The sequence below is a fragment of the Pseudomonas palmensis genome, from assembly GCF_049942755.1.
GTDB classification, from domain to species: Bacteria; Pseudomonadota; Gammaproteobacteria; order Pseudomonadales; family Pseudomonadaceae; genus Aquipseudomonas; species Aquipseudomonas palmensis.
This window is the reverse complement of sequence record NZ_CP187958.1, coordinates 4,080,814-4,102,091: the sequence shown is the minus strand read 5'-3', so window position 1 is coordinate 4,102,091 and position 21,278 is coordinate 4,080,814. Positions and strand designations below refer to the sequence as shown.

The following is a 21,278-nucleotide window of genomic DNA, read 5'->3' as shown; positions in this document are numbered from 1 at the left end:
CATTCAGCGAGGTTGCATGCAGATCGAGCTTCTGGAGGTTCGCGATCACCTCCACCGTTTCGCCCCTTTCGACGCCCTGCCCGAAGAAACCCTCAACGGCATTGCGCCACGTATCCAGGTGAGCTATTTCAAGGCCGGCAGCACCATCCTGGAAGCAGGCGCCAGCATCCAGGACCTGCACTACGTGCGCAGCGGTGCGGTGGAGATCTACCGGCGCAACGGCGAGCTCTACAACCGCCTGGGCGAAGGCGACATCTTCGGCCAGGCCGGGTTGCTGCGCAGCAACAAGGTGCGCTTTCCGGCCAAGGCGCTGGAAGACAGCCTGATCTACTTCATTCCGGCAGACCTGTTTGCCGAACTGTGCGAGCAGCACGACAGCTTTGCCGAGTTCGTCGAGGCCGAAGGGCATTCGCGCCTCAAGTCCGCTGTCGAAGGCCAGGGCCGCGCCAGCGAGCTGATCCAGCTCAAGGCACGCACCCTGCTCTCGCGCAGCCTGGTGTGGGTGAGCCAGGACACTTCGATTCTGGACGCGGCGCGCCTGATGGCCGCCGAAAGCGTGTCGTGCGTGGCAGTGGTCGAACCGGTACCGGATGCCCCCGACAAACTGCTGGGGCTGGTCACCGACCGGGACCTGCGCACCCGCGTGCTGGCCGCCGACCTCAGCAGCAGCCTGCCCATCAGCACGGTGATGTCGAGCGATCCGGTGGTGATCCAGGCCAACGACTCGGTGTTCGAAGCCATGCTGTGCATGCTGCGGCGCAACATCCACCACCTGCCGGTGGTGCACAAGGGCCGCACGCTTGGGCTGATCAACCTGTCGGACATCATCCGCCACGAGTCCCAGAGCAGCCTGCACCTGGTCAACAGCATCTCCAACCAGAACAGCGTGGCCGGCCTGCGCTCGCTGCTGCGCGACCTGCGCGGCACCTATGTGCGCATGGTGCGCGATGGCGCCACCGCGCACATGATCGGCAGCGCGATTTCCGGCATCGGTCGCGCCTTCACCCAGCGCCTGCTGGAACTGGCCGAACGCGACCTGGGCCCGCCGCCGGTGCCGTACTGCTTCATGGCGCTGGGCTCGATGGCGCGGGACGAACAGTTGCTGGTCACCGACCAGGACAACGCCCTGGTGCTGGACGACAGCTTCGACCCGGTGCAGCACGACGCCTACTTCCTCAAACTCGCCACCTTCGTCAGCGACGGCCTGGCCGCGTGCGGCTACAGCTACTGCAAGGGCGGGATCATGGCCACCAACGACCAGTGGCGCCAGCCGCTGCGGGTATGGAAGGGCTACTTCACCCAGTGGATCGACAAACCCAACGCGGCCACCCTGCTCAACAGCAGCATCTTCTTCGACCTCGACGGGGTGTATGGCCAGCTGGAACTGGTGGAAACCCTCAAGACCCTGTGCGCGCAGAAGTCCAGCGCCAGCCCCGCCTTTCTTACCGCCATGGCGCGCAATGCACTAAACCGTACGCCGCCGCTGGGGTTCTTCCGGACCTTCGTGATGGAAACCGACGGCCGCCAGAAACAGATCATCAACCTCAAGGGCCGCGGCACCGCACCGCTCACCGACCTGATTCGCGTACATGCCCTGGCCTGCGCCAGTACCGCGCAGAACTCGGTCGAGCGCCTGGAAGCCATCAGCGCCACCAAGCTGATGCAGCCGGCGGCCATCGAGCACCTGCGTTATGCGCTGGAGTTCCTGTCGATGGTGCGCATTCGGCACCAGGTGGACGCCCTCGAAAACGGCCAGCAGCCGGACAACTACATCGAGCCCGAGCGCTTCTCCAGCAGCGAGCGACACAACCTCAAGGAAGCGTTCCAGGTGCTGAGCCATGCGCAGAAGTTCCTGCGCTTTCGCTACCCTGGCATCGTGCGGCACTCGCGATGAAGCCGCGTGGTATCGACCGTATCGACTGGGCAACGCGCTTTCAGGCATTGGCAGCCCAGGCGCGCAACCCGCTGCTGAAGAACTTCTATGCCGCCGGCGTGGTGCCGGCTGGCACTCCCCTGGAGCAGGTGCCGTTGCTGGCGCTGGATGTGGAAACCACCGGGCTGGATGCGCAGAAGGATGCCATTGTCAGCATTGGCCTGATGCCCTTCACCCTGCAGCGCATCCGCTGCGCCGAGGCGCGCTACTGGGTGGTGAAACCGCGCACCGAACTGAGCGACGAGTCGGTGACCTTCCACCACATCACCCACAGCGACATCCGCCATGCGCCCACCCTGCCCCATGTGCTCAACGCGTTGCTGGGAGCCATGGCCGGGCATGTGATGGTGGTGCATTACCGCAACCTGGAACGCGGGTTTCTCGACAATGCGGTGCGACGGCACCTGGGTGAGGGGCTGGAGTTTCCGGTGATCGACACCATGCAGCTGGAAGCGCTGCTGCACCGTGGCAAACGCAGTTGGCGGGACCGCCTGCTGCGTCGGCCGCCAGCCTCGATACGCCTGGCCGACAGCCGCGCGCGCTATCACCTGCCGCCCTATCACGCGCACCATGCCCTGACCGATGCGTTGGCCACGGCCGAGCTGTTGCAGGCACAGGTGGCACATCGGTTCGAAGCGGGAATGGAAATCGGGCGGCTGTGGGATTGAACGCCAGCAAACTGGCTTTGTGCAGGAGCCAGCCTTGCTGGCGATGCCCGGCTACGCCGGGCCAGGGGCGCCATGCACGCCATCGCCGGCAAGGCCGGCTGCTACGCCCCCACAATAAAGTTGCTGCGCCGGGCGGGCTTTAACCGCGCGGCTCCGACATCAGTCCCTTGACCAGCGACACACAGCCGAGCAGCAACACGATGGCGAACGGCAGGCCGGTCGACACCGCCATCGCCTGCAGCGCAATCAAGCCGCCACCGAGCAACAGCGCAATCGCGATCACGCCCTGCATCACCGCCCAGAACACCCGCTGCGGCACCGGTGCATCCACCTTGCCACCGGCAGTGATGGTATCGATCACCAGCGAGCCGGAGTCGGACGAGGTGATGAAGAACACCGCCACCAGCACGATGCCGATGAACGAGGTGATCTCCTTGAGCGGCAGGCCGCTGAGCATCGCGAACAGCTTGAGCTCCAGCACCGCATCGGTCACGCCGGCAAAGTGCTGGTTCACGGTCTGATCGATGGCGGTGCCGCCGAAAGTGGTCATCCACAGCACCGACACCAGCGAGGGCACCAGCAACACGGCGATGAGAAACTCGCGCACCGTGCGGCCACGGCTGACACGGGCGATGAACATGCCCACGAACGGCGACCAGCTGATCCACCAGGCCCAGTAGAACGCAGTCCAGCCCTGGGTGAACTCGGCATCCTCGCGCCCCACCGGGTTGGACAACGCCGGCAGGTACTCGATGTAGGCCGTGAGGTTTCTGAAGAAGCCGGTGAAGATCGCCAGGGTCGGCCCGACCACGATGATGAACACCAGCAGCAGCAACGCCAGGCCCATGTTCACCTGGGACAGCATCTTCACGCCCTTGTCCATGCCGGCCAGCACCGAGCCCAGTGCGATGATGCTGATGCCGATGATCAGCAGCACCTTGCTGACATTGGTCGAGGGGATCGCGAACAGGTATTCGAGCCCGGCTGCCGCCTGCTCGGCACCGATCCCGAGGGAAGTGGCCAGGCCGAACAGCGTGGCGAACACCGCCAGGATATCGATCACATGCCCCGGCCAGCCCCACACGCGCTCACCCAGCAACGGGTAGAACACCGAGCGGATCGACAGCGGCAAGCCCTTGTTGTAGGTGAACAGCGCCAGCGACAACGCAACGATCGCGTAGATCGCCCACGGGTGCAGGCCCCAGTGATAGATGGTGGCCGCCATCGCCATGTCGGCCGCCACCTTGGCATCACCGCCTGCACCGCCCAGCGGCGCCCAGTCGGTACGCACGCCGTTGGCGTCGAGGGTGACCCCGCCCATGGCGGCCGAGAAATGCGACATCGGTTCGGCCACGCCATAGAACATCAGGCCGATACCCATGCCGGCGGCGAACAGCATCGAGAACCAGCCCACATAGGAATGGTCCGGCACCGCTTCGCGCCCGCCCAGGCGCACCTTGCCCAACGGCGAGACGATCAGGCCCAGGCACAGCAGTACGAAGATGTTCGCGGTGCTCATGAAGAACCACGCCAGGTTGGCGGTCAACCAGCTGCGCATGGCGCTGAACACCGGCTCGACTTCGTTCTGCAAGGCCAGGGTGAGGATGACGAACAGGAAGATGGTGGCGGCAGAGATGAGGAACACCTTGCCGTGGATGTCCAGCGAGAAGGAAAACTCGCCCTTGAAATTGTCCTGGCCGACGACGTAGTCGGTATCGATCAGGTTTACTTCACCGCTGGGAGCTGGAATGCCGTCGACGGTCGGCGGCTGAGAATGCCCGGGTGTGTCGTTGGAGGGGGTTCTTCCCACGAAATAGCTCCTTGAATTGCTGGCACGCTTCGACGTGCAGTGATCTGATAGCCCCGCTGTTCCTATGGCAAAACGAGAAATGTGAAGGCCACAGGGTAGCAGGCCTGAGGTCGGACCGCCGCACCCGTCATCGGTTCAAGGCTTTTTGCCATTATTTGCATTCACCTTGCCGGCCCTTTATTGCACGACTCAAGCGAGCCCCCATGTCCCGATACGCCATCGCCGTCACCGCCGCCGACCACAAGCCAGGGATCGTCAAGCTGCTGCGCCAGTGGTCTGCCGACAGCATCGGCGAGCTGATGCGCAAGGTGGGCACGCAAACGCCGGTCGTGCTGTTCGATACCACGGACTTCGCCCTGGAGGTGCCCAGCGAGCAAGGCACGGTGACGCAGCAGCAAACGCTGCTGGCAATCATCGATGCGCTGGAGCAGGCCGGCGCCAGCCTGCGCATCACCCACCATGCAGGCACGCTGGTGGAGCCGCTGACGCGTGAGATGCTGGAGAACCTGTTCGAAAGCGAGCTGCTCTACCTGGGCCAGGAGCACGACTGAGCGTTGCTACGCCCCGCCGTGCCCGTAACGCTTGCGGTACTCGGCAGGTGTCACCCCCACGTGCTTGAAGAACGCGCGGCGCAAGGTGTCGGCGTTGGCGAAGCCGCATTTGGCGGCGACCTGCTTGGGCGCATCACCACCGGCCTCCAGCAGGGCGCGTGCAGCGGCCACCCGCGCCGACTCCACCCAGGCTGCGGGCGTGACGCCCACCTCGGCATGAAACAGCCGGGCAAAATGCCGGGGGCTGAGGCCGGCATGTTCGGCCAGTGCCTCGACTGTCAGCGCCAGCTGCGGGTTGGCGGCCACCCAGCGCTGCACTTGCTGCAACACCGAACGCCCGGCTGGCTGCGCCTCGCCCTTGCGGCTGAACTGCAACTGCCCGCCCGGGCGCTTGAAGAACATCACCAGTTGCGCCGCTACCCGCAGCGCGATTTCACGGCCCAGGTCTTCCTCCACCAGCATCAGCGCCAGGTCCAGCCCGGCAGTGACCCCGGCGGCTGTGCGCAGCTTGCCGTCGCGCACATACAGCGCATCCTCTTCCACGCTCAGGCTCGGGTAACGCTGTGCCAGGGCCTGTGCCGCGGCCCAGTGCGTGGTCACCCGCCGCCCATCCAGCAACCCGCTGGCCGCCAGCGCGAAGGCGCCGGTGCACACCGAGCCGAAGCGGCGCGACTGGCCCGCGCAATCGCGGATCCAGGCCAGCAGCGTGTTGTTCAGTTGCATCCGCGCCGCATCCGGCGCCCCGGCCACCAGCAAGGTGTCGAAGCGCTGCCCGGGCTCACCTGCCACTAGGTCGGGCAACAGCCGCGCACCGGACGAGCTGTGAATGGGCCCTGCCTCGCACGCCACCACCTGCAACGTGTAGACCTGCCGACCCGCCTCGACATTGGCCTGGGCGAACACATCCAGCGGGCCCGACACATCGAGCAGTTGAACACCGGGCAGCGCGAGTACGGCAATGGTTCTGGTCATGGCGAAGGGGCGAACCTCAAGGCGTCGTGATTTCACGTGAAATGGCAGTATATGGCGTATCACGCCATTTGAGGACAGCAGTGTCGAGGCTGACAATGGAGGCGAACCGCAACCCGGAGCCTGCCCCATGACACTCGACATCCACGGCATCAAGATCCCCGACAGCCAGCTCGCCCGCGAAATCACCGAGGTGGTACGCGATACGGCCTCGCCCCTGCTGTTCCACCATTCCAGCCGCGTGTTCTACTTCGCCGCCCTGGCGGGCCAGAAGCGCGGCCTGAAGTTCGACGCCGAGCTGCTGTACTGCGGCTGCATGTTCCACGACATGGGCCTGACCCATCAGCACAGCAGCGCCTGCGAGCGTTTCGAAGTGGATGGCGCCAATGCCGCACGCGACTTCCTGTGCGGCCACGGCATCGCCCAGCAGGACATCGATACGGTATGGACCGCCATCGCTCTGCACACCACCCCAGGCATACCCGAGCACATGCACCCGGTGGTGGCGCTGGTGACGGCAGGGGTCGAGATGGACGTGCTGGGGCTGACCCACGGCCAGTACGGCGCTGCCGAGCGCGAAGCCATCGTCAGCGCCCACCCGCGGGGCGAGCATTTCAAGGAAGACATCATCCAGGCCTTCTACGACGGCATCCGCCACAAGCCACAGACCACATTCGGCAACGTCAAGGCGGATGTGCTGGCCGACAAGGACCCCGCCTTCAAGCCCGGGAATTTCTGTGCGGTGATTCGCGGCTCGAAGTGGGCGAGCTAGGCACCTGCTGGCCCGTGGTGCTTGATAGTGGCGGCCAGGCCGCGACGGGTGATGTAGCCGATGCGTGCGCTCACCAGTTGAATCGCGATCATCAGGGGCAGGGTCAGCACCACGGTCCACAGCATGGAGAAACCAAACTGTGCGCCGGCTTGAAAATAGGTGGCGATACCGCTCGGATCGTCGTCGGCGGCGCCGGTGATCAACCCGGGCCCAAGCCGTCGCAGGCTGCGGCGCAATCCGATTTTCCTGACAGGCTTCATGGCCGCGCCTCGATTCACCTGCGGGGGTGGGCCGAACATTGCGCAGGGGACAGCAACAGACTAGCCCGCCCACGGCCGTTTGGGCGCCGGCATGACGGGCTTGCAGGCGAAGGTTGCAGACTCTTGGTAAACTGGCGCACTTGTGTTTTTGGGGCTGGCCGGTGTGACGCGGTGTCAGCGCAGAACGCCCATCGCCCGAAACACCCCGAATTGGCTGCACCACACGTAGACGAACATGCTCTCAGAACCTGTTACAACTCCTGTAGATACGCGGCCCGAGCCGTCCCGCCGGTTCAGCGTTGCACCCATGATGGACTGGACCGACCGCCACTGCCGCTTCTTCCTGCGCCTGCTGTCGCGCAATGCCTTGCTCTACACCGAAATGGTCACCACCGGCGCCCTGCTGCATGGCGACGCCGAGCGTTTTCTGCGCCATGACGAAGCCGAGTACCCGCTGGCCCTGCAACTGGGTGGCAGCGTGCCGGCGGACTTGGCCGCCTGCGCCGTACTCGCGCAAAACGCCGGCTACAACGAAGTGAACCTCAACGTCGGCTGCCCCAGCGACCGCGTGCAGAACAACATGATCGGCGCCTGCCTGATGGGCCATCCGGGGTTGGTGGGCGATTGTGTCAAGGCCATGCTCGACGCAGTGCAGATCCCGGTCACGGTCAAACACCGCATCGGCATCAACGGCCGCGACAGCTACGCCGAGCTCTGCGACTTCGTCGGCCAGGTACGCGACGCAGGCTGCCGCAGCTTCACCGTACACGCGCGCATCGCCATCCTCGAGGGCCTCTCGCCCAAGGAGAACCGCGAGATCCCGCCACTGCGCTATGACGTCGCCGCGCAGCTCAAGGCCGACTTCCCGGACCTGGAGTTCATTCTCAATGGCGGCATCAAGACCCTCGCCGAATGCCAGCAACACCTGCAGACCTTCGACGGCGTGATGCTCGGCCGCGAGGCGTACCACAACCCTTATGTACTGGCCGAAGTCGACCAGCAGCTGTTCGGCAGCGACGCCCCGGTGATCAGCCGCAGCGAAGCGCTGGCCAGGCTGCGCCCGTACATCGCCCAGCACCTGCAGAACGGCGGCGCCATGCACCATGTCACCCGGCATATCCTCGGCCTGGGCCAGGGCTTCCCCGGCGCTCGCAAGTTCCGCCAACTACTGTCGGTGGACATCCACAAGAGCACCGACCCCCTGGGCCTGCTCGACCAGGCGGGGCTGCTGCTGGAAGGACGCTAGGAACCTGCGCGCGGCTGGACACTCCAATCGTTACCCTCCCCCGATAGCCTGCCGCACAGCCCTTGAGCGGCCGGCAGCGCTCGGGTAATGTCGTCCAACCGCACAGGACAGAGCACGCTCATGACTTCCAAGCTGGAACAACTCAAGCAGTTCACCACGGTCGTCGCCGACACCGGCGATATCGATGCGATCAGCCGGCTCAAGCCGGTCGACGCCACCACCAACCCGTCCCTGTTGCTCAAGGCCGCCGCCATGCCCGGCTATGCCGAGCTGCTCGATGACGCGCTCAAGCACAGCAAGGGCGACCTGGGCCTTGCCTGCGATGCATTCGCGGTATCGGTGGGCAGCGGAATTCTCAAGGTGATCCCGGGCCGTATTTCCACGGAAGTGGACGCCCGACTGTCCTTCGACCAACCTGCCCTGCTGTCCAAGGCGCGCCAATTGATCGAGTTGTACGACAAGGCCGGCATCGGCCGCGACCGCGTGCTGATCAAGCTGGCCTCCACCTGGGAGGGCATCCGCGCCGCCGAGGTGCTGGAAAAGGAAGGCATCCAGACCAACCTGACCCTGCTGTTTTCCTTCGCCCAGGCGGCTGCCTGTGCCGATGCCGGGGTGTTCCTGATTTCGCCGTTCGTGGGCCGTATCTACGACTGGTACAAGAAATCGACCGGCAAGGAGTATGTCGGGGCCGAAGACCCGGGCGTGAAGTCGGTCACGCGTATTTACGATTACTACAAGGCCAACGGCTACGACACCGTGGTCATGGGCGCCAGCTTCCGCAACATCGGCCAGATCGAGCAGTTGGCCGGCTGCGACCGCCTGACCATCAGCCCTGAGTTGCTGCAGCAGCTCAGCGATGACCAGGGCACCCTGGCGCGCAAGCTCACCCCGGGCAAGGCTGGCGAGCCACGCCTGACACTCGACGAAAGCCAGTTCCGCTGGCTCTCCAACGAAGATGCCATGGCCACCGAGAAACTCGCCGAGGGCATCCGCCAGTTTGCGCGGGATCAGGAGAAACTCGAGGCGTTGTTGGCTGCAAAGGCCTGATACAAATACGGTTTGCCAGGCAAGGTGTGAAGGCGGAGCATTAACGGTTTTGCACGCTGGATCTTGCAGACCTCTTCGCCGGCAACGCCGACTCCTACAGGGCTGCACGATACTGTAGGAGCCGGCATTGCCGGCGAAGCGCCGAAGGCGCACCCATCCATCTTCGAGTAATCAATGCCCGAAAACACCCCGCTGCCCCTGGTACTGGCCGGCCCGTTGCTGCGCCGCCTGGAGCCTGCGCGCATGGTCCTGTGGCTGGTCGGCTCACAGCCGTTGCAGCCCGAACTGCACCTGCAACACTCCACCGAATACACCCTGAGCTGTCAGGTCATCCCCATCGGCCAGCACGCCTTCGTGCACCTGCTCGATATCCAGCTGCACACCCCACTGCCCACCGACGTGCAGATCGACTACGACGTGCTGGTCGGCGGCCAGGGCATCGCCACCTGGGCCCCACACCTGCTGTATGAAGGCGCCCGCCTGCCCAACTTCGTGATACGCGAGCGCCTCGACCAGTTGTTGCATGGCTCGTGCCGCAAGCCGCACCACCCCGCCGCCGATGGCCTGTTGTGCGCCGACCGCCTGCTGGCCGCGCCCCACGCACCCGCCGAGCGCCCGGCGCTGCTGATGATGAGCGGCGACCAGGTGTACGCCGACGATGTCGCCGGCCCCATGCTGCGGGCCATCCACGGGCTGATCGAACGGCTGGGCCTGTACCACGAGCACCTGGAAGGCGCCGTGGTGCAGAACAGCGCCGAGCTGTACCGCCACCCGGCCAGCTACTATCACCGTGCCGACCTGCTGCCAGCCCTGGAGAGCAACGAAACCCTGCGCGAGCGCTTTTTCGGCGGCACGCGCAAACCCATCTTCACCAGCAGCAACGCCGACAACCACCTGGTAACCCTGGCCGAGATCATGGCCATGTACCTGCTGGTCTGGTCGCCTGTGCCCTGGACCTTGGTCGACACCCCCATGCCATCAGGCCTGACCACCCAGCGCCAGGCCCGCTACCAGCGCGAACAGCACTGCCTGAAGGGCTTCGTCGAAGGGCTGGATGGCGTGGCGCGGGTACTGGCGCACCTGCCCAGCCTGATGATCTTCGATGACCACGACATCACCGACGACTGGAACCTCTCGGCCCAATGGGAAGAAACCGCCTACGGGCACGCCTTCTCGCGGCGCATCATCGGCAACGCGCTGATCGGCTACATGCTCTGCCAGGGCTGGGGCAACAACCCGGACGTGTTTGGCGAGCTGCTGCAAAGCTGCCAGGCCCTGAGCCACAGCGCCGATGACGACGGCTATTTCGACCGCGCTGCGCAAGATGGCCTGATCAAACAGCTGCTGCGCTTTCAGGAATGGCACTTCGTGCTGCCCACCCAGCCTGCGCTGCTGGTACTCGATACCCGCACACGTCGCTGGCGCAGCGAGAGCAAGCTGCAAAAGCCCTCCGGGCTGCTGGACTGGGAAGCGCTGTGCGAACTACAGCAGGCCTTGCTGGACCACCCCTCGGCCATCATCGTCTCCCCCGCCCCGCTGTTTGGAGTGAAGCTGATCGAAACCATCCAGCGCGTGTTCAGTTGGTGCGGCTATCCGCTGCTGGTGGACGCCGAGAACTGGATGGCGCACCGGGGGGCGGCGCAGGTGATCCTGAATATCTTCCGTCACTCGCGCACGCCAGGGCATTACGTGATCCTCTCGGGCGACGTGCACTATTCCTTCGTGTACGAGGTAATGATTCGTCACAAACGCGGCGCCCCGCACCTGTGGCAGATCACCAGCAGCGGCATCAAGAACGAATTCCCGCGCCGACTGCTCGATGTGTTCGACCGACTCAATCGCTGGCTCTATGCCCCACGATCACCGTTGAACTGGTTCACCAAGCGCCGCCTGATGCAGGTGGTGCCGCGTACACCCGCGCACAGCAAGGCCGGCGAGCGCCTGTGGAACAGCGCCGGGCTGGGCCAGGTGTTCTTCAACGCGCAGGGGCAGCCCGAGCGCATCTTCCAGCTCAACGCCAACGGCGCGCCGCCCACGGAGTTTCCCCGCGAGGCTGAATGAAAAGGTGAGTTCGGCGCCCGCTACAGGGCGCCAGGATCGATCAGGTCCGCTCCAGGGCGTTGACCAGGTCGTGGAAGGCTTCGCGGTTGGAGTCGTTCAGGCCCATGAGGATCTTGTGCGCTTCCAGCACCTTGGCGCGCACTACCTCTTCGTTCTGGTCCTGGGACGGCAGATCGGTCAGGCACTCAGGGCACGGGATTGGACGATCGACGATGTTGAACACCTGATCGAAGCCCATCGACTGCAGAAGCCGGGTGATATCGGCATGGGTAGTCACCACCGTGGGCAGCAGGCCGACCTTCTGCCGCGACAGGATCGACAACTTGGCCAGCAGGCCCAGAGTGGTGCTGTCGATACTGTTGGTTTCGGTAAGATCGATGACGATCGCCGAGAAATTCAGCGCCGTGAAGATCTTTTCAATCGTTGCATCCAGCGCCGAACACAGGGTCAGACGCACTTCACCGACGAACTTCAGAACAAAGGTGCCATTCTGCTCGGCAAACTGGATTCTTCCAGTACTCATTGAAGGTTCCTGCTCAACACCATTAGGGCGATATCATCCGGCATCTCCCCAAGCGTAGCCAATTCGAATCGTTGGCGCAGCCCATCCAGGCTGCCACCTGCTGCCTTGATGATTTCAGGCAAGGCAGCCTCCTTATCTTTGAGTGTGTCGCCAGGCAAAAGGTCCAGAATGCCATCAGACAGCAATGTGAGGCTGAACTGCGGCGGCAACTCCAGAACGTGATCCTGGTAGGTGGCCTCGTCGAACAGCCCCACCGGCAGGCCGCGCCCTTCGAGGTAGCGGGTGTCGTCCGGGGTGTACAGCACCGGCAACGGCAGATGGCCGCCGATGCTGTAGGTCATCAGGCCGGTGTGCTCGTCGATCACGCCGCCCACCATGGTCACGTGCTTGCCCAACCTGCAATTGATCAGGCCGCGGTTGATATGCCCGAGCACCTCGGACGGCTTGAACTCGGGCAAGGTGCCGGCGCGCTTGAATTCGAACAGCAGGCGCGTGGTCATGAACTTGAGCAGCACAGTCACGAACGCCGAGGAGGCACCATGGCCGGACACGTCGGCCAGGTAGAACGCCACGCGTCGCTCGTCGACACGAAAGTAATCGGTGAAATCGCCAGACAGGTACAGAGACGGAATGATCTGGTGTTCGAAACGCAGGTCTCCGGCCTTCCAGGGGTTCTCCGGCAGCATGTTCATCTGCACCTGGCGCCCGGCAGTCTGGTCTTCCTGCAGCAGGTGCAGGCTGGCCTCCAGCTCACGGTTGGCGGTTTCGAGCTTGTCGCGGTAACGCTGGTTTTCCAGTACCAGATGCGCCCGATCCAACGCCCGGCGAACCGAGTGCTCCAGCACTGCCAGGTCTTCCAGGGGCTTGATCAGGTAGTCGGCAGCACCCAGGCGCAACGCTTCGACGGCATCGTTCATCACGCCCGCGCCCGACACCACGATCACCGGCAGGTCGGGGGCACGCTCGGTAACCTGGCGAATCAGCTCCAGGCCGCCCATTTGCGGCATGCGCAGATCGCAGATCACCAGATCAGGCTGTTCCTGCTCGAAGACCTGGAGACCCTGCTGGCCGTTGCTTGCCTGCAGGACGCTGAAGCCGCTGTCTTCCAGGTAGGCGGCGAGGCTCGCACGCACTACATCGTCATCATCGATTATCAGCAGCGTTGCACTGTTTTTCTGCATGTGGGCAAACGGCGCCAGAAATAGGTTGGGGTAGGCGGCCAGGCAAAACGAGGCCCGCTTACTGGATTCACTTCTAGCCACTCTTGCATTTCAGGTGTAGGACAAAAGGCCTGCCCGGCAAATGTCAGAGGTGCCCTGTAAGGCGCAGACGGTACTCCCATCCGCCGGGGGTTTCAAGCATGCACCGATGGTCGCCTGTGCTCTTTACAGCACAAATCACCGGGAGTTATAAAAACCCCTTCTATCGCAACCCAATGGAAGGATGCAGGCATGAGCCAGAACCACGCCGACTATAGCGAGAAGCGTGATTTCATCAGGATGCGGGTAGATACCGACGTTACCCTGATACATGCCGAACAAGTGATTGCGGCGGTGTGCCTGGACCTCTCGAGCAGCGGCATGCAGGTACAGGCAGCGAAAACCTTTCAGGTTGGAGACAACCTCAGCGTCAGCATCGATTCGGACCACCCTTCACTCAAGGGCCTGCACGCCACAACGCAAGTGGTGTGGATTGCCGATCAGCCCCAGGGCCAGCAGAAGCTGGGCCTCAAGATCCTTGCGATGAGCTGAACAGCAGGCATGAAAAAGGCGGCCATGGCCGCCTTTTTCATGCATCACGATCAGAAATCGTCTTTTACATCCCCGTCCTTGACCTTGAACTCGCGGTTCTGCAGGTAGGCGTTGCGGATGAAGCTGTACTTGTCGCCACGGATCATCTTCTCGGCCGACAGCAGGCTGGCACGGGTGTCCACCACGTCCACCGCGATTGCGGTATTGCGGGTGGGCACATGGTCCATGTAACGGTAGGGTTCGGTGTAGGTATCCGGGTACTTGGCGATCGCATCGCGCACGGTGCTCGGCCCAAGCAGCGGCAGCATCACGTACGGGCCACTGCCTACACCCCAATAGCCGAGGGTCTGGCCGAAGTCCTCGTCGCTGCGCTGCAGGCCCATCTTGGTACCCACATCGAAGAAGCCGGCCAGGCCGAAGGTGGTGTTGACGATCAACCGCGCGGTATCCACGCCGGCTGCGTGGGGCTTGAGCTGCAACACGTTGTTGGCAAGGTTGGTCACGTCACCAAGGTTGCGGAACATGTTGTGGATGCCGTCCTCGAGAAACTGCGGCGTCACCCACTGGTAGCCCTGGGCCAGCGGCTTGAGCGCGTAGGTATCGATCGTGTCGTTGAACCGGAAGATCGGCCGGTTGATGCTCTCCCACGGGTCTTCCTCGGTCGCCGCCTGGGCCAGTACCGGCGCCAGCAGCAGGCTCGCGCAGACACAGGCACGGGTCATACGATCGATCACGCCAGCACCGATCCCACGCATAAAATTTCTCCTAGGCAAACATTGCACTGCGCCGGCATCAGGCCGTCGACAGCCAAAAGGAAACAAGTATAAAGCCTCTCTGGCAGATTAGGCAGCTTCCTCCAACCTGCGTCGATATTTTGTGAAAGCCGCCTGAAGGTCATCAAAGCGTCACGCCACGGTCACACCCCGACGTTAGCCTTGCTGGTTATTTCAGGGACGTTGCCATGCCCCATTCCCCCGCCTTCACCGCCGTGCTGTTCGGCCTGCGCGGCTGCCTGGTCGACTTCGGCGCACGATGCCAGGCGCCCGGCAACGCACCGGCCAGGCCTACACCAGGCGCCCTGCCCGCCCTGCACTGGCTGCGGGAACACGGCGTGCCCTGTGCCTGGCTCGACGAACTGCCGGCTGCCCTGGGCCAGCACCTGAGCCAGGCGCTGCCCGCCTGGGTGCGCCGACCGGATACCACCGGCCACGCGCCCTGGCCCGCGCCGGATGCCTGCTGGCACGCCCTGATGCAGCTCAAGGCCGACCGGCTCGATGGCTGCGTGCTGGTCAGCGGCGAGCCGCGCCTGCTGCAGGCCGGGCTCAACGCCGGGCTGTGGACCGTGGGCCTGGCCTCGTGCGGCTCGCTGTGCGGGCTGGACGAGGCTACCTGGCAGGCACTGGAGGAACGCGAGCGCGAACTCAAGCGAGGCAAGGCTACCGTTCACCTGTTCGGGCTGGGGGTGCATTCGGTGATCGACCAGCTGGAACAACTGGCCGATTGCCTGGCCGATATCGGCCTGCGCCGCCTCAAGGGCGAAAAACCCTGATACAGGCACATTGATCAGGGTCATGCAAAGCGGCGCCGGGTGGATTAACCTGAACAGCGAGGCACGGACCTTTCGCCCGCGCGCGGGGTCCATGTCTGAGCCTATTCATAGAGGGAGAACACCCATGCCTGCCCGCGAACTTCAAGCGCAACTCGACGCCCTGCGCGAGCAACTGGAGCAAAACCCACCGCTCTCGGAACAGGAGCGTGTCGAGCTGCACGAACTGATGGCGCAGATCCAAGCAAAAATCGAACTGGAGGCCGTAACCCCGGACAACAACCTGGTCGACGGCGTCAACCTCGCCGTCGAACGTTTCGAAGTCGAGCACCCGGGCCTGACCGCCACCCTGCGCAACATCGTTCAGAGCCTGCAAAGCATGGGCATCTGAACCCCGCGGCAAAAACGAAAGCCTCGTCACACTGGACGGGGCTTTTTCGTTACTGGCGAACCAGGCGCAGGTTCTTCAGGGTGACCGGCCCGGTGCTGCGGTACGGGTTGATGTCCAGCCCGCCCCGGCGCACGTAGCGCGCATACACCGTGAGGGTTTCGGGGTTGAGCAGGCGCTTGAGGTCCAGGTAGATACGTTCCACACATTGCTCGTGGAAGTCGGCATGCTGACGGAAGCTGATCAGGTAGGTCAGCAGGCTGGCATGGTCCAGCGCCGCGCCGCGGTAATGGACGGTCACGCTGCCCCAGTCCGGCTGCCCGGTCACCGGGCAGTTGGATTTGAGCAGATGGCTGTGCAGGGTCTCTTCCACCACACGCTCGGCATCGCAGCGCAGCAGCTCCGGTTGCGGCTGCTCGTAGTTGCTGATGCTGACCTCCAGGTCATCGATGCAGGTGCCCGGCAGCGCCATCACACCCTCGCGCTGAACCTCGGCCAGGCTGCGGATACGCACCCCTACCGGCTTGCCGGCTGCCGCAGACAGGTCCTTGACCAGACAGGCCTGCACCGCCTGCGCCGAGGCGAACTCGGTCTGGTTCAGCGAGTTCAGGTACAGCTTGAACGACTTGGACTCGATGATGGCCGGCGAATCGGCCGGGATGGCGAACTCGCCGATGGCCACCACCGGCTTGCCCGAAGGCAGCAGCCAGGACAGCTCGAAGCAGTTCCAGTAATCCACACCCGACCACGGCAACGTTTGCGCGGTGACCCCAAGCTCGGCCCATTTGGCTGCACGCGGGATGGGGAACAGCAGCGACGGCGTGTAGGTGCTGATGTATTCACTGGACTTGCCCAGTGGCGAATGTTCGGCGGCGGGATGCATGGCTCAAACCTGAAGGACGAAATTGGTCTAGTTTATCGGGTTTGCGCGCTGCATTGGTCATTTGGCGATAGTCAGCTTGCCCACCATGCCGGCCTGGTAATGCCCCGGCACGTTGCAGGCGAACTCGATCGGCGTGCTCTGGCTGAAGGTCCAGGTCAGTTCGGCGCGCTTGCCCGGCGCCACCATCACCATGTTCGGGTCGTCATGCTGCATGCCGCCGCTACCCATCGCACCATGATCATCACCGCCATGATTCATGCCGCCATGTCCCATTGCCGAATGATCCATCTGCCCCTGCATGGCGAGCATCTCCTGCTGGTGCCGGGCGTGCATGGCCGCATCCCCCAGGTTGAACTCGTGGGGCACCTGGCCGTTGTTCACCAGCACGAAACGCACCGTTTCGCCGGCCTTGACCTGCAGCGCGCGCGGCTCGAAGTACATGTCGCCCATCACGACCTCCACCGTGCGCGTGGCCTGCGCCGCCGCAGCCGGCTTGCCGAAGGCGTACTCGTGCCCGGGTGCCGCCAGCAGCGGCAGGCTCCACAGCGCCAGGGCGCTCGCGATCATCAAGCGTTTCATCGTGCATCCTCTATCATGTGCAAGCTCATGCCCCGCACTGTAGAAAACTGCCGCTGGCAACCACCTGACGAAAACATTACAACTTTGTCAGCTTTGCCCCGCGCACCCTGCCACAGGGTATAAACCCAGCCCCCAACGCTGCCGAGAAGCCCATGAAACTGTTGATCGTCGAAGACCAGCCCAAGACCGGCCTCTACCTACGCCAGGGCCTCAACGAAGCCGGCTTCAGCACCGAACTGGCCACCGACGGCGATACCGGTCAGCACCTGGCCCTGAGCGGCGACTACGACCTGCTGATTCTCGACGTGATGCTCCCCGGGCGTGACGGCTGGCAGATTCTGCAGGCCGTGCGCGAGGCCGGCTTCGACACCCCGGTGCTGTTCCTCACGGCCCGCGATGCGGTAGAGGACCGCGTGCATGGCCTGGAACTGGGCGCCGACGACTACCTGATCAAACCCTTTGCGTTCTCCGAACTGCTGGCGCGGGTCCGCACCCTGCTGCGCCGCGGCGCCAGCCCGCCCCAGGAAACCACCCTGAACCTGGCCGACCTGCGCCTGGACCTGATTCGCCGCCGGGTGGAACGCGCCGGGGCACGCATCGACCTCACCGCCAAGGAGTTCGCCCTGCTCGAACTGTTGCTGCGCCGCCAGGGCGAGGTGCTGCCCAAATCGCTGATCGCTTCGCAGGTGTGGGACATGAACTTCGACAGCGACACCAACGTGATCGAAGTGGCGATCCGGCGCCTGCGCCTGAAGGTCGACGATGGCCACGACAACAAGCTGATCCACACCGTGCGCGGCATGGGCTACGTGCTCGAGGAGCGCCCGGCGTGATGCGCAGATTGTCCCTGGGCGCACGCCTGGCGCTGTTGTTCGCCGCCTGCACGGCGGCGGTGTCACTGACGGCGGGGCTCCTGTTCAGCCGGGCCAGCGAGGCCCACTTCATCGAGCTCGATCAGCAGTTGCTCGACAGTCGCCTGTCGGTACTGCGCCAGGCGCTCGTTGGCGTGCACGACCGCCCGAGCCTGGCAGCGCGGCTACCGCTGCTGCGCGGCGAGCTGAGCCACCAGGCCGACCTTGCACTGCGCATTCGTGGCAGCGACGGGGCGCAGTGGTTTGCCAGCCGCCCCGGCCTGCCTGACGCACCCGACACACCGGGCCTGAGCACCCTGCGCAGCGAGGGCATGGATTTTCGCAGCCTGTGCGTGGTGCTTGAAGGCGGCAGCCGGCTCACCCTGTTTCTGGATATCACCCACCACCAGCACTTTCTGCAACGCATGCAGCGCCTGATCTGGCTGACGATGGGCCTTTCGGCTCTGGCCACCGCGCTGCTCGGTGCCTGGGCCGTGCGCCGTGGCTTGCGTCCGCTGCGCCGGATGGGCGAGGTGGCAGCCGGCGTTTCGGCACGCTCGCTGACCACACGCCTGCCCCAGGCCCAGATGCCGCCAGAGCTGGCGCAACTGGCCGGCACCATGAATGCCATGCTCGAACGTCTGGACGATGCCTTCCAGCGCCTGTCGGCCTTCTCGGCCGACATTGCCCACGAGCTGCGCACGCCGCTGTCCAACCTGCTGACCCACACCCAGGTCACCCTCACCCGCCCGCGCAGCCTGGAGGAGTATCGCGAGGCATTGCACGGCAACCTCGAGGAACTGCAATGGATGGCGCAACTGGTCAACGACATGCTGTACCTGGCCAAGGCCGACCATGGCCTGCTGATGCCCAATCGCGAGCCCCTGGCGCTGGACCAGGAGGCCGATGCCTTGATCGAGTACTACGCGCCATTGGCCGAGGATGCACAGATCAGCCTGAGCCGCGAAGGGCTGGCCGAGCTGACGGGAGACCGCAACATGCTGCGACGGGCCCTGTCCAACCTGCTGGACAACGCGCTGCGCTTTACCCCGGCACAGGGCGAGATACGGGTCGAGATTGCGCAGGGTGATGGCAGGGTTCGCCTGGTGGTGGCCAATCGCGGGGCGCCGATCGATGCAGCGCTATTGCCGCGGCTGTTCGACCGGTTCTACCGGGCCGACCCGGCACGCCGGGAAGGCAGCAGCGAACATGCGGGGCTGGGGCTGGCGATCACCCGTTCGATCGTGCAGGCGCACGGTGGGGTGATCAGTGCCGAATCGGCGCAGGGGTGGACGCGGTTCCTGATCGACTTGCCGGAACACAACGCAGCCCTGTAGGAGCCGGCGTTGCCGGCCAATCGGCGCATGCGGCATGCCTGAACATGGCCAGGCAGTGTGTCCGATTCGCCGGCAACGCCGGCTCCTACAAGAGCGGTGGCATCACTCGTACCGCAAGGCGTACGCCGGCTCGACCTGCGAAGCACGCCACGCCGGATACAGGGTGGCCAGAAAGCTCATCACCAACCCCGCCGTGCAGATCAACGCCACATCGCCCCATTGCAGTTCCGATGGCAGCGTACTGATGAAGTACACGTCCGAGGTAAAGATATGCTGCCCGCTGACCCGCTCCAGCCAGCCGACGATCTGGCTCACATTGAGCGCCGCGATCACGCCGAGCACACCACCGATCAAGGTGCCCACCACACCGATCAGGCTGCCCTGCACCATGAACGTGCCCATTATCTGCGCCGGCGTCGCGCCGATGGTACGCAGGATGGCGATGTCCGCGCCCTTGTCGTTCACCACCATGATCAGGGTGGCGATGATGTTGAACGCCGCCACCGCAATGATCATCATCAGCAGCAGGCCGATCATGGTCTTTTCCATCTTCATGGCACTGAACAGGCTGCCCTGGGTGTGGGTCCAGTCATCGGCACGGTACTGCTCGCCCAGTTCGCCCACTATCGCCCTGGACACCTGCGGCGCGGCATACAGGTCCTTGACCTTGAGCCGCACGCCCTGCACCTGGTTCGGCGCCCAGCGCTGCATACTCGCCGCATCGGCCATGTGGATCAGGCCCATGGAGCCATCCAGCTCGGCGCCCACCTTGAACACGCCGACCACGTTGAGGCGCTGCATGCGCGGGGTGATGCCGCCGGGCGCGGTGCTCACCTCGGGCACGATCAGGGTCAGCTTGTCACCGACCCTGAGGCCAAACCGACGCGCCGTCATCTCGCCTACCACCACGCCGAACTCGCCCGGCTTTAGGTCGTCGAGCCGGCCCTGAACGATGTGGTCGGCCACGATCGAGACCTTGCCTTCCTGCGCAGGGTCGATGCCGCTGATCTGGATCGGCTGCATCGCGCCCTTGTAGGAGAGCATGCCTTCCATCTCGGTCAGCGGCGCAGCGGCCAGCACTTCGGGGTTCTTCAACGCGGCATCGGCCACCGCCTGCCAGTTGTCCAGCGGCTGGGCGCCCAGCACGGCGGCATGCGGCACCATGCCCAGGATCCGCGCACTCATTTCACGCTGGAAGCCGTTCATCACCGACAGCACCACGATCATCGCCAGCACGCCCAGGGACAGGCCGATCATCGAGGTCATCGAGATGAACGAGATGAAATGGTTGCGGCGCTTGGCACGGGTGTAACGCGCACCGATGAAAATTGACAAGGGTCTGAACATGAACTGAAGCACCCAGGTAAAGAAAAGAGACAAGGGGCCCGCCATGCACGGCGGGCCACCTGTACTGCCAGGTCAAATCGAAACCAGACGCCCGTCTTCCAGGCGCAGCACACGGTCCATCTGCCGCGCCAGGTTGAGGTCGTGGGTCACCACCAGGAACGCAGTCTGCGAGGAGCTGCTCAGCTCCTGCATCAGGTCCTGGATGCCCTGTGCGGTGTGGTGGTCGAGGTTGCCGGTAGGCTCGTCGAGCATCACCAGCCCGGGCCGGTTGACCAGCGCCCGGGCAATCGCCACGCGCTGACGCTCGCCGCCGGACAGCTCGGATGGCTTGTGCGTCAGGCGATGGCCCAGGCCGACACGCGTGAGCAGCGCCTCGGCACGTTCGCGCGCCTCGGGGATCGGCGTGCGGCCGATCAGCAGCGGCATGCACACGTTCTCCAGCGCGGTGAACTCCGGCAGCAGGTGGTGGAACTGGTAGACGAAGCCCAGTGCGCGATTGCGCAGCAGGCCACGTGCACGCTCGCCCAGCGCCGACAGCTCTTCACCGGCCAGCCATACGCTGCCCTGGGTCGGGGTATCGAGGCCACCCAGCAGGTTGAGCAAGGTACTCTTGCCCGACCCTGAACTGCCGACGATCGCCACACGCTCACCCGGGTGCAGCTCCAGCTGCAGGCCCGACAACACTTGCACCGACTCCGGGCCTTCCTCGTAGGACTTGCCCAGGTTGCGGCAACTCAGCACTGCTTTATCACTCAT

General features: G+C 64.3%; 22 protein-coding genes. 12 read left to right on the top strand and 10 right to left on the bottom strand.

Features of this window, described 5'->3' with window-relative positions:
- Positions 1-16: 16 nt before the first annotated feature.
- On the top strand, positions 17-1,894 hold the full coding sequence (locus ACPRTJ_RS19025) for a DUF294 nucleotidyltransferase-like domain-containing protein (protein ID WP_043864531.1): 1,878 nt from the start codon (positions 17-19) through the stop codon (positions 1,892-1,894).
- Entirely contained in the window at positions 1,891-2,601 is a 711-nt protein-coding gene (locus ACPRTJ_RS19020; protein WP_043864532.1) for a 3'-5' exonuclease, read from the top strand. The genes ACPRTJ_RS19025 and ACPRTJ_RS19020 overlap by 4 nt, the downstream gene beginning before the upstream one ends.
- Positions 2,602-2,740: 139 nt before the next feature.
- On the opposite strand, the gene ACPRTJ_RS19015 is transcribed toward ACPRTJ_RS19020, so the two are convergent.
- Positions 2,741-4,411 carry a BCCT family transporter gene (locus ACPRTJ_RS19015; RefSeq protein ID WP_054915306.1) on the bottom strand — a complete coding sequence of 557 codons (1,671 nt, stop codon included), beginning with the start codon at positions 4,409-4,411 and terminating at the stop codon, positions 2,741-2,743.
- A 203-nt stretch (positions 4,412-4,614) separates the two neighbouring features.
- On the opposite strand from ACPRTJ_RS19015, the gene ACPRTJ_RS19010 reads away from it, so the two are divergent.
- On the top strand, positions 4,615-4,962 hold the full coding sequence (locus ACPRTJ_RS19010) for a hypothetical protein (protein WP_058541323.1): 348 nt from the start codon (positions 4,615-4,617) through the stop codon (positions 4,960-4,962).
- Between the two features lie 6 nt (positions 4,963-4,968).
- Here ACPRTJ_RS19010 and ACPRTJ_RS19005 read toward each other — a convergent pair whose 3' ends face one another.
- Positions 4,969-5,934 carry a GlxA family transcriptional regulator gene (locus tag ACPRTJ_RS19005; RefSeq protein WP_100633170.1) on the bottom strand — a complete coding sequence of 322 codons (966 nt, stop codon included), beginning with the start codon at positions 5,932-5,934 and terminating at the stop codon, positions 4,969-4,971.
- Positions 5,935-6,061: 127 nt separating this feature from the next.
- Here ACPRTJ_RS19005 and ACPRTJ_RS19000 point away from each other — a divergent pair, with 127 nt between their 5' ends.
- Complete coding sequence (locus ACPRTJ_RS19000; RefSeq protein WP_043864536.1) at positions 6,062-6,703, top strand: HD domain-containing protein; 642 nt, start codon at positions 6,062-6,064, stop codon at positions 6,701-6,703.
- On the opposite strand, the gene ACPRTJ_RS18995 is transcribed toward ACPRTJ_RS19000, so the two are convergent.
- Entirely contained in the window at positions 6,700-6,939 is a 240-nt protein-coding gene (locus ACPRTJ_RS18995) for a divalent metal cation transporter (RefSeq protein ID WP_426427175.1), read from the bottom strand. The genes ACPRTJ_RS19000 and ACPRTJ_RS18995 overlap by 4 nt on opposite strands.
- A gap of 259 nt (positions 6,940-7,198) precedes the next feature.
- Here ACPRTJ_RS18995 and dusA point away from each other — a divergent pair, with 259 nt between their 5' ends.
- The 3 genes from dusA (at position 7,199) to ACPRTJ_RS18980 (ending at position 11,317) form a co-directional block, all read left to right on the top strand.
- Positions 7,199-8,209 (top strand): tRNA dihydrouridine(20/20a) synthase DusA, encoded by a 1,011-nt coding sequence (gene dusA, locus ACPRTJ_RS18990; RefSeq protein ID WP_123752349.1) that lies wholly within the window; start codon positions 7,199-7,201, stop codon positions 8,207-8,209.
- Between the two features lie 120 nt (positions 8,210-8,329).
- Complete coding sequence (gene tal / locus ACPRTJ_RS18985; protein WP_043864539.1) at positions 8,330-9,256, top strand: transaldolase; 927 nt, start codon at positions 8,330-8,332, stop codon at positions 9,254-9,256.
- A 174-nt stretch (positions 9,257-9,430) separates the two neighbouring features.
- Complete coding sequence (locus ACPRTJ_RS18980) at positions 9,431-11,317, top strand: alkaline phosphatase D family protein (RefSeq protein ID WP_058541326.1); 1,887 nt, start codon at positions 9,431-9,433, stop codon at positions 11,315-11,317.
- A gap of 40 nt (positions 11,318-11,357) precedes the next feature.
- Here the strand turns inward: ACPRTJ_RS18980 and rssC are convergent, their stop codons facing one another.
- Both rssC and rssB read right to left on the bottom strand, forming a co-directional pair.
- The gene (gene rssC, locus ACPRTJ_RS18975; protein ID WP_043864541.1) at positions 11,358-11,840 is read right to left on the bottom strand and encodes an anti-sigma factor antagonist RssC; all 483 of its coding nucleotides are present in this window, start codon (positions 11,838-11,840) and stop codon (positions 11,358-11,360) included.
- Positions 11,837-13,021: a two-component system response regulator RssB gene (gene rssB, locus ACPRTJ_RS18970; RefSeq protein WP_043864542.1), complete on the bottom strand. Its 1,185-nt coding sequence runs from the start codon at positions 13,019-13,021 to the stop codon at positions 11,837-11,839. Before rssB ends, rssC begins: the two co-directional genes overlap by 4 nt.
- A 270-nt stretch (positions 13,022-13,291) precedes the next feature.
- Here rssB and ACPRTJ_RS18965 point away from each other — a divergent pair, with 270 nt between their 5' ends.
- The gene (locus tag ACPRTJ_RS18965) at positions 13,292-13,591 is read left to right on the top strand and encodes a PilZ domain-containing protein (protein ID WP_043864543.1); all 300 of its coding nucleotides are present in this window, start codon (positions 13,292-13,294) and stop codon (positions 13,589-13,591) included.
- Positions 13,592-13,641: 50 nt separating this feature from the next.
- On the opposite strand, the gene ACPRTJ_RS18960 is transcribed toward ACPRTJ_RS18965, so the two are convergent.
- Entirely contained in the window at positions 13,642-14,346 is a 705-nt protein-coding gene (locus ACPRTJ_RS18960) for an MlaA family lipoprotein (RefSeq protein WP_043864544.1), read from the bottom strand.
- Positions 14,347-14,552: 206 nt separating this feature from the next.
- Here ACPRTJ_RS18960 and ACPRTJ_RS18955 point away from each other — a divergent pair, with 206 nt between their 5' ends.
- Both ACPRTJ_RS18955 and ACPRTJ_RS18950 read left to right on the top strand, forming a co-directional pair.
- Positions 14,553-15,140: a hypothetical protein gene (locus tag ACPRTJ_RS18955; RefSeq protein WP_054916180.1), complete on the top strand. Its 588-nt coding sequence runs from the start codon at positions 14,553-14,555 to the stop codon at positions 15,138-15,140.
- A gap of 124 nt (positions 15,141-15,264) precedes the next feature.
- A complete protein-coding gene (locus tag ACPRTJ_RS18950; RefSeq protein WP_043864546.1) occupies positions 15,265-15,528 on the top strand; it encodes a DUF4404 family protein in 264 nt (87 codons plus the stop codon).
- 49 nt (positions 15,529-15,577) lie between these two features.
- Here ACPRTJ_RS18950 and queF read toward each other — a convergent pair whose 3' ends face one another.
- Both queF and ACPRTJ_RS18940 read right to left on the bottom strand, forming a co-directional pair.
- Positions 15,578-16,408, bottom strand: coding sequence for an NADPH-dependent 7-cyano-7-deazaguanine reductase QueF (gene queF / locus ACPRTJ_RS18945; protein WP_054916181.1), 831 nt, complete (start codon positions 16,406-16,408; stop codon positions 15,578-15,580).
- Positions 16,409-16,465: 57 nt separating this feature from the next.
- Positions 16,466-16,987, bottom strand: coding sequence for a cupredoxin domain-containing protein (locus ACPRTJ_RS18940; RefSeq protein WP_043864548.1), 522 nt, complete (start codon positions 16,985-16,987; stop codon positions 16,466-16,468).
- Positions 16,988-17,139: 152 nt separating this feature from the next.
- On the opposite strand from ACPRTJ_RS18940, the gene ACPRTJ_RS18935 reads away from it, so the two are divergent.
- Positions 17,140-17,820, top strand: coding sequence for a heavy metal response regulator transcription factor (locus tag ACPRTJ_RS18935; RefSeq protein WP_043864549.1), 681 nt, complete (start codon positions 17,140-17,142; stop codon positions 17,818-17,820).
- Positions 17,817-19,175 carry a heavy metal sensor histidine kinase gene (locus ACPRTJ_RS18930; protein WP_078479607.1) on the top strand — a complete coding sequence of 453 codons (1,359 nt, stop codon included), beginning with the start codon at positions 17,817-17,819 and terminating at the stop codon, positions 19,173-19,175. The genes ACPRTJ_RS18935 and ACPRTJ_RS18930 overlap by 4 nt, the downstream gene beginning before the upstream one ends.
- Before the next feature lie 102 nt (positions 19,176-19,277).
- On the opposite strand, the gene ACPRTJ_RS18925 is transcribed toward ACPRTJ_RS18930, so the two are convergent.
- The gene (locus ACPRTJ_RS18925) at positions 19,278-20,522 is read right to left on the bottom strand and encodes a lipoprotein-releasing ABC transporter permease subunit (protein WP_043864660.1); all 1,245 of its coding nucleotides are present in this window, start codon (positions 20,520-20,522) and stop codon (positions 19,278-19,280) included.
- 72 nt (positions 20,523-20,594) lie between these two features.
- Positions 20,595-21,278 (bottom strand): lipoprotein-releasing ABC transporter ATP-binding protein LolD, encoded by a 684-nt coding sequence (gene lolD / locus ACPRTJ_RS18920; RefSeq protein ID WP_173925058.1) that lies wholly within the window; start codon positions 21,276-21,278, stop codon positions 20,595-20,597.